The organism is Mesorhizobium sp. M7A.F.Ca.CA.004.06.1.1 (genome assembly GCF_003999135.1).
Taxonomy (GTDB): Bacteria; Pseudomonadota; Alphaproteobacteria; order Rhizobiales; family Rhizobiaceae; genus Mesorhizobium.
This window is the reverse complement of record NZ_RZPQ01000321.1, coordinates 1-6,281: the sequence shown is the minus strand read 5'-3', so window position 1 is coordinate 6,281 and position 6,281 is coordinate 1. Positions and strand designations below refer to the sequence as shown.

Annotated in this window: 6 protein-coding genes; 3 read left to right on the top strand and 3 right to left on the bottom strand. The window is 63.2% G+C overall.

Translation table 11 applies throughout. The features are described 5' to 3' along the window. From EN906_RS19130 to EN906_RS19120, 3 genes are all read right to left on the bottom strand, one after another. Nucleotides 1–923, bottom strand: a 923-nt coding sequence (locus tag EN906_RS19130; protein ID WP_164777238.1) for an ROK family transcriptional regulator, incomplete at its 3' end; no start/stop codon positions are given. 179 nt (nt 924–1,102) lie between these two features. Next, a complete protein-coding gene (locus EN906_RS19125) occupies nt 1,103–2,125 on the bottom strand; it encodes an SIS domain-containing protein (RefSeq protein ID WP_127269593.1) in 1,023 nt (340 codons plus the stop codon). Next, nucleotides 2,126–3,049: a BadF/BadG/BcrA/BcrD ATPase family protein gene (locus tag EN906_RS19120; protein WP_236382668.1), complete on the bottom strand. Its 924-nt coding sequence runs from the start codon at nt 3,047–3,049 to the stop codon at nt 2,126–2,128. 216 nt (nt 3,050–3,265) lie between these two features. Between EN906_RS19120 and EN906_RS19115 the strand changes: the two genes are divergently transcribed. From EN906_RS19115 to EN906_RS19105, 3 genes are read left to right on the top strand one after another with little or no spacing between them, the layout of a single operon-like run. Further along, a complete protein-coding gene (locus EN906_RS19115) occupies nt 3,266–4,450 on the top strand; it encodes an extracellular solute-binding protein (protein ID WP_245465224.1) in 1,185 nt (394 codons plus the stop codon). Nucleotide 4,451: 1 nt separating this feature from the next. Then, nucleotides 4,452–5,387 (top strand): sugar ABC transporter permease, encoded by a 936-nt coding sequence (locus EN906_RS19110; RefSeq protein WP_127272222.1) that lies wholly within the window; start codon nt 4,452–4,454, stop codon nt 5,385–5,387. Further along, on the top strand, nt 5,384–6,232 hold the full coding sequence (locus EN906_RS19105; RefSeq protein WP_127272221.1) for a carbohydrate ABC transporter permease: 849 nt from the start codon (nt 5,384–5,386) through the stop codon (nt 6,230–6,232). The genes EN906_RS19110 and EN906_RS19105 overlap by 4 nt, the downstream gene beginning before the upstream one ends. Nucleotides 6,233–6,281 lie beyond the last annotated feature (49 nt).

Sequence of the window (6,281 nt, the reverse complement as noted above, 5' to 3'; positions counted from 1 at the left end):
CGGCCGATAGCGGCTGCATGACGCGCGACTGCCGCTACCGCCGACGCTGAGCCCTCCAGAGCACGCGCGAACAGATCCTTGGCCGAGTCGGGCGGCGCGCCTTCCCCAGCGGGCCAGTCGACACGACAGCGCTCGATCAGCGCCCGCGAGCCGAGATAATGTTCGAGCCCTTCACGATAGGGCGTCTCGCTGGCCGACCACGGAAACGGCATGCGGCCGATTTCGCCGGCAGCACCGCCGGCTCCGCGAAACAAACGCCCTTCGGTGATGAGGCCGAGGCCGACCCGCACGCCAACCTGCAGAAAGGCGAAGGTCTGGTGGCCTTGCGCGGCGCCAAAGTGCATCTCGCCGATGGCCGCGCAATTGACGTTGTTTTCCAGGATGATCGGCACTTTGACACTGCGCCGCAGCAGGCCAAGCACGGCGGACGGCCCGCCGGGCCGGTCAAAACGATCGTTGGAGACGATGCGCGGCACCGCCACCGCAATGGCACGCAGCGCGCGAAAACTCTTGGCCACCTTGGCCATTGTGGCACGCGCCACCGACAGCACGACAGCGCCGACCGCGTCGGCATCGCCGGCTATCGTTTCCGGGATCGGTTCTTCCGCCGACGCCAGCTTCTGCGCGTCCATCGAATAGGCGACGGCACGCACCTGGGCGGCGCCGACATCGATGCCGATCGCGTAGCCCGCGCCGGGACCGATGCCGTAGACCGTCGCCGTGCGGCCGATGGCGCCACGCTCCAGTCCGCGCGACGCCACAAGACCCAAGGCGCTCAGTTCCGACACCGCCGCCGACATGGTCGGTTTCGACAGGTCGAGCATGGCGCCGAGTTTCGGCCGGGTCACCGGCCCATGCGCGGCGAGCACACGAAGCACGGCGCGGGCGCTCTCGGTCAGATTGGGGATTTCCGCAGCCGCCATCTCAGCCGTTCGACCTTTTGCCCTGAAAATCCTATTGGCCGCGCGCAAAATCACCAGCACGACTCAAAGGCGCATGCATGTTCCCCTGAATGCCTCATTGCCGGGCAGTTTGGCAATTTCCGCAAGCAGGATCTCAAACCGAAGGTCGAACGCAGCGGAAAATGCGCGAACAGGACAGGCTACACCTCGGTCGGCGACCACGGCTTCAGCTTGGTGTCGGTCTGGCGGTAGCGGAACGTAATGTCGGCGAGGCCGGCGGCGTCCTGCATGTCGCCGACAATGAGCTGGATGGCGATGATCTCCAGTATGGCATCGGCCATGTCGTTGCCGAGTGCCGGGATGGAAATCACCACTAGCCTGTCGGCGGCAGCGACATCGACGCGCCGTGTCACCAGCACCGAGTGACAACCGAAGGCCGCAACATCCTGCGCGATCTTCACCTCGCGGCCATCACCGATGCAAATGAGTCCGGTCGCCGCATCTTGCGATTCCATCGGTCCGTGCAGGTAGTTCAGCGTATCCCATCCGGATGCCGGCACCCTCACCGCCTCGCGGATCAGCATCGCCGCCTCGCCGGCATTGGCGAAGCCGACGCCGGCGCCAACGATGTCGATGGATGTTCTGCCCTGCAGCAGCCGTGCCGCCTGCCCAGCAGCTTGCGTCGCGCCGGAAAGAACGGCGGCTGCGGCGGCAGGCAAACGCGCCCAATCGAAGCTGTTGCCGGCAAGCCTGCCGATCAGCATGCCAAGCGCCAGCAAGGTCCCGGTATAGCCGGTGGAGCTTGCGCCATTGTCGGCGCCAGAATCCGTGGCAAGCACAGCACCAGTCAGATCAGCCAGCGGATTGCCGCTGCCACGGCAGACCGCCAGGCGCGGCGCGCCCGACGCCTCGCGCATGACGTCGTAGATTTCGCGGCTCTGCCCGGAGGCCGACAGCGCGATGAACGCATCGGCGGCTGCATCCGTCCGGCCATAGAGATCGGTCGGCGTATAGGCAAAAGCCTTGATACCGGAGGCGCGCAGATAAAGCGCACCGGCCAGCGCTGCCTGATAGCTGGCGCCGATGCCGGCAAGCCCGATCGTCTTGCCGGCAAAAGCGCGGAGATCGAGGTCGTCAAGCGACGAGGCCACCGAACGCCGGCCGATTTCGAGACTTTCCGTCTGGCGCGCCACCGCCGGGCGATAGCCGATACGCTTCATCATTCAAACCGCTCCAATTCCCAAAGATTGGCCCTGACCGACCAGCAGTCGTCTCGCCAAGGCGACCGCACCCAGCACCGGCGGCTCGCGCAGCAGCAGCACCTGGCTCGACGGCGAGACCTTTGCCATGGCCTCGACGAATGCCGTCATCAACATCGGCTGCTCCGAGATGACCCCGCCGCCAGCCACGACAAGGGCGGGATTGGCGCCGCGTTCGATCAAGAGTGCGACCAATGCGGCCAACCCTGCCCCGCCTTCGCTGATAACACGGATAGCCAGAGCCGAGCGGGCGATCGCCGCGTCGAATACGGCATTGGCATAGCGGCCCCAGACCGCAGCACCACGCGTTTCGTTGAGCAGGATGCCAAGCTTGGTCTGGTCGTCTGTACCCAGTTCGCGCATCAGCCCGGCAATCAGCGGGTCACCATCCTGGCCCCGGTCGAGGCTGTGCCGGACTGCTTTCGCCGCCTCGCGCACCAATGCCGGCGCGCTGCCCTCGTCGCCAAGGATCCAGCCCCAGCCACCGGCTGCCAGCATCTTGCCATCGGCCGTGCGTGCCACCGCGATCGAGCCTGTGCCGGAGACGACGCCGATGCCGTCGATATAGCCAGCGGCAGGAACCATCAGCTCGGCATCGTTGACCACCTGCACCGCACCACCGGTCCTGCTTGCCAGCAGCGCCTGGAAGCGAAGGCATTGTTCACCCGTGTCGCAACCATGCGCGCCAACGGCCAGCACAGCGGGCGCGACCCCGCCGCACAATCCCGCGACGATCCCAGCCAGCGTCGTGGCATCGGTTTCCATCTGGCGGATGCGCCAGGTCTCCGTCACCAGCACCTCGTCGGCGATCGTACGCTCGCCCTGGCACGCCATGATCCGCGTCTTGGTGCCGCCGATATCCACGCCTGCAATGATTTTCTGGGTCACCGTTATCCACCGCACACGCCGGACGAAGCGGGTTGCCGCGTCCAGATCCTTATTAGTTAGGAAACTTTACAAACTATCTTTCCAGACGGCAAGAACTATGATTTGATAATGGTCGTAAAAAGCGCATCAAGCGCATTGGGAGATTGCAACATGAGCAGGAGAAAGATTGGTCTGGCCCTCGCGGCCGCGTCTTTCGCATGGGGACTCGCAGCCAGCGTGGCACATGCAACCGACATCTCGTTCTGGACCTGGCGCCAGGAAGACAAGGCTGCCTACAATGAACTTTTCGCGGATTTCGCCAAGGCCAACCCGGACATTCATGTGAAGTTCGAGTCGTTCCCGGATGAGAACTATCCGACGATTGTCTCGACGGCGCTGGCCGCCGGCAAGGGCGGCGACGTCATCCACACCCACGCCTATGGCTGGCTGGAGCAGTTCGTCAAGGCTGGCTATTTCGAGCCGCAGGATCTGACCACGGTGCCTTCACTCGCCAACCAGCCCGCCGATGCGCTGGTGGCCGGCACCTACCGCGCCGACAAGAAGGTCTATTCCCTGCCCTTCGCCTCGCAGACGCTCGGCCTGTTCATCAACAAGGACGTCTTCACCAAGGCCGGGCTGACGCCGCCGACCACATGGGATGAGTTCATAACCGTCAGCAAGGCGCTGAAGGACAAGGGTATTTACCCCCTGGCCAACGGCATGGGCACCAGCTGGTTCAACGAGATGTTCGTGGCCATCTTCACCAACCCGTTCCTCGGCCAGGACTTTGTCAGGGACCTGACGTCGGGCAAGACCACCTTCAAGGACCCGCGCTATGTTGCGGCGCTCGGCATGCTGCTCGAACTGCGCGACTACATGCCGCCCGGCTTCGAAGGCATCGACTACGACACCGCCGGCCAGCTGTTCATCAGCGGCAAGGCGGCGATGCTGGCCGGCGGCAGCTTCGATATCGCCAGCTACCGCACCCAGAACCCGGCCATCAACATGGACTTTGTCGCCCCGCCAATGGCCAAGGCCGGCGACACACCGCAGGTGACCAAGTTCTTCGATGGCGGCTATGCCGTCAACGCCAAGTCGGCCAACAAGGAGGCCGCGCTGAAGCTGGTCAACTGGATGGGCACCAAGGAGTTCGGCGACAAGTTCTCCGCTCTGCTCGGCAACATCTCGCCGATCAAGGGCGTCGTCATCAAGGACGAGCTTCTCGCCCATGTCGCCAAGTTGAACGAAACTGCCATGCCGCATATCAATGTCGTCTACTTCCGTTTCGAGAAGCCGACGGGATCGGAGCTGCTGCAGGGCGACATCACCAAGATGATGTCGGGTTCGATCACCCCGGACCAGCTCGCCGCCGACCTGACCAGCGGCCTCGCCAAATGGTACAAGCCTTTCCAGGGCAAGTGACATGAACATCGGCCGGCGCCACACCACAAAAGCCTTTCCGTGGCGCCGGTCACTCTGGATCGCGTCCCTGCTGACACCGGCCCTGGTGGTCATGGTGTTGTTCGTGCTCTGGCCGCTGCTGTCGGCCTTCCGCCTTGCCTTCTATGAGTTCAACGGCTTGCAGCCGACCGGATTCATCGGCTTTGAAAACTTCCGCAAGGTGCTGTTTGAACAGCCTTACAGCGACTGGACCTACAATGCGCTGAAGCACAACATCATCGCCTTCGTGGCGCTGATGGTGTTCGAGAACGGCACCGCCTTCCTGCTCGCCTACGCCTTGCTGAAGGCACTGCCCGGCCACCGCATCCACCAGGTCATCGTCTTTCTTCCCGTCGTGCTGTCGGCGGTCATCGTCGGCTTCCTGTGGAAACTGTTTCTGCACCCGCTGTTCGGTCTGGTGAACCAGACGCTGGCGCTGGTCGGCATCAGCGCCATCCCGTGGCTCGGCAACGAACACACCGCACTCGGCAGCGTCCTGTTCGCCAATGTCTGGCACTGGCTGGGCTTCCCGACCCTGGTGCTTTTGGCCGGCATGCAGCGCGTCAGCAAGGACGTGATCGAGGCCGCCCGTCTCGACGGCGCCGGCGACTATGTGCTGATGACCAAGATCGTGTGGCCGCTGATAGCGCCCAGCGTCACCATCGTCACCATCCTGACCTTCATCGGCAGCTTCAACTGGTTCGAAATTCCGTATGTGATGGCCGGCCTTACCGGTTCGCCCGGCGGCGCCACCGACGTGCTCGGCCTCTATTTCTACCGCACCGCCTTCGGCTCGACGACGACCGGCATCCAGGATTTCGGCCAGGGTAGCGCACTGGCCGTGATGATGTTCATCATCGTTGCCGGCGTCACCGCTATCGCGCTTCGCTATCTGCGCCGTCGTGAGATCGAACTGTGAGCGAAACAAACGGCACCAGGGAACCCGGCGAGCTGTTGAAGAACGGCGCCATCCAGCTGATGCTGGCGGTCAATGCCGTCATCATGATCTATCCGCTGTTCGTCATGGTGATGTCGTCCTTCAAGACCAATGCCGAGATCTTCAGCTCGCCCTTCGCCCTGCCGGCGCACTTCTCGCTGGCCAATGCCGAGCGGGTGTGGAGCGAAACCAATTTCGTGCGCTACCTCGCCAATTCCGTCGGCATCACCATGGCCGCGGTGGCGCTGATCCTTCTGTTCAGCACCATGGCCGCCTATGCGATTGCCCGCTACCAGTTCAGGCTGAGCGCGCTGGTGCTGATGTTTTTCCTCAGCGGCATGACCGTGCCGCTGAAACTGGCGATCATTCCGCTGTTCATCCAGCTGGATTCGCTGAGGCTGGTCGACAGCTATGCCGGCCTGGTGCTGGTCTATGTCGCCATGGGCATTCCCTCGGCGGTGTTCATCATGACCGGCTTCCTCCGGACTTTGCCGCGCGAACTGGAAGAGTCGGCGCGCATGGACGGCGCCAGCGAATTTCGCATCATGCGATCGATCATGCTGCCGCTGGCGCGCCCGGCGCTCGTCATCGTCGCAATCCAGAACGCCGTGCCCATCTGGAACGACTTCTTCTTCCCGCTGGTGCTGATCACCTCCGACAATCTCAAGACGCTGCCGCAGGGCCTCACCGTCTTCGTCGGCGAATTCACCACCGACTGGGGCGTGCTATTCACCGGGCTGACGCTGGCGGCGTTGCCGATCACGCTGCTCTACATCGTTCTGTCGAAGCAGTTCATCTCCGGCATCACTCAGGGTGCGGTGAAATAAGGCACTGTCAGTAACGAGGATTGTTTCAAGTGGCGAACCAGAACAAGAT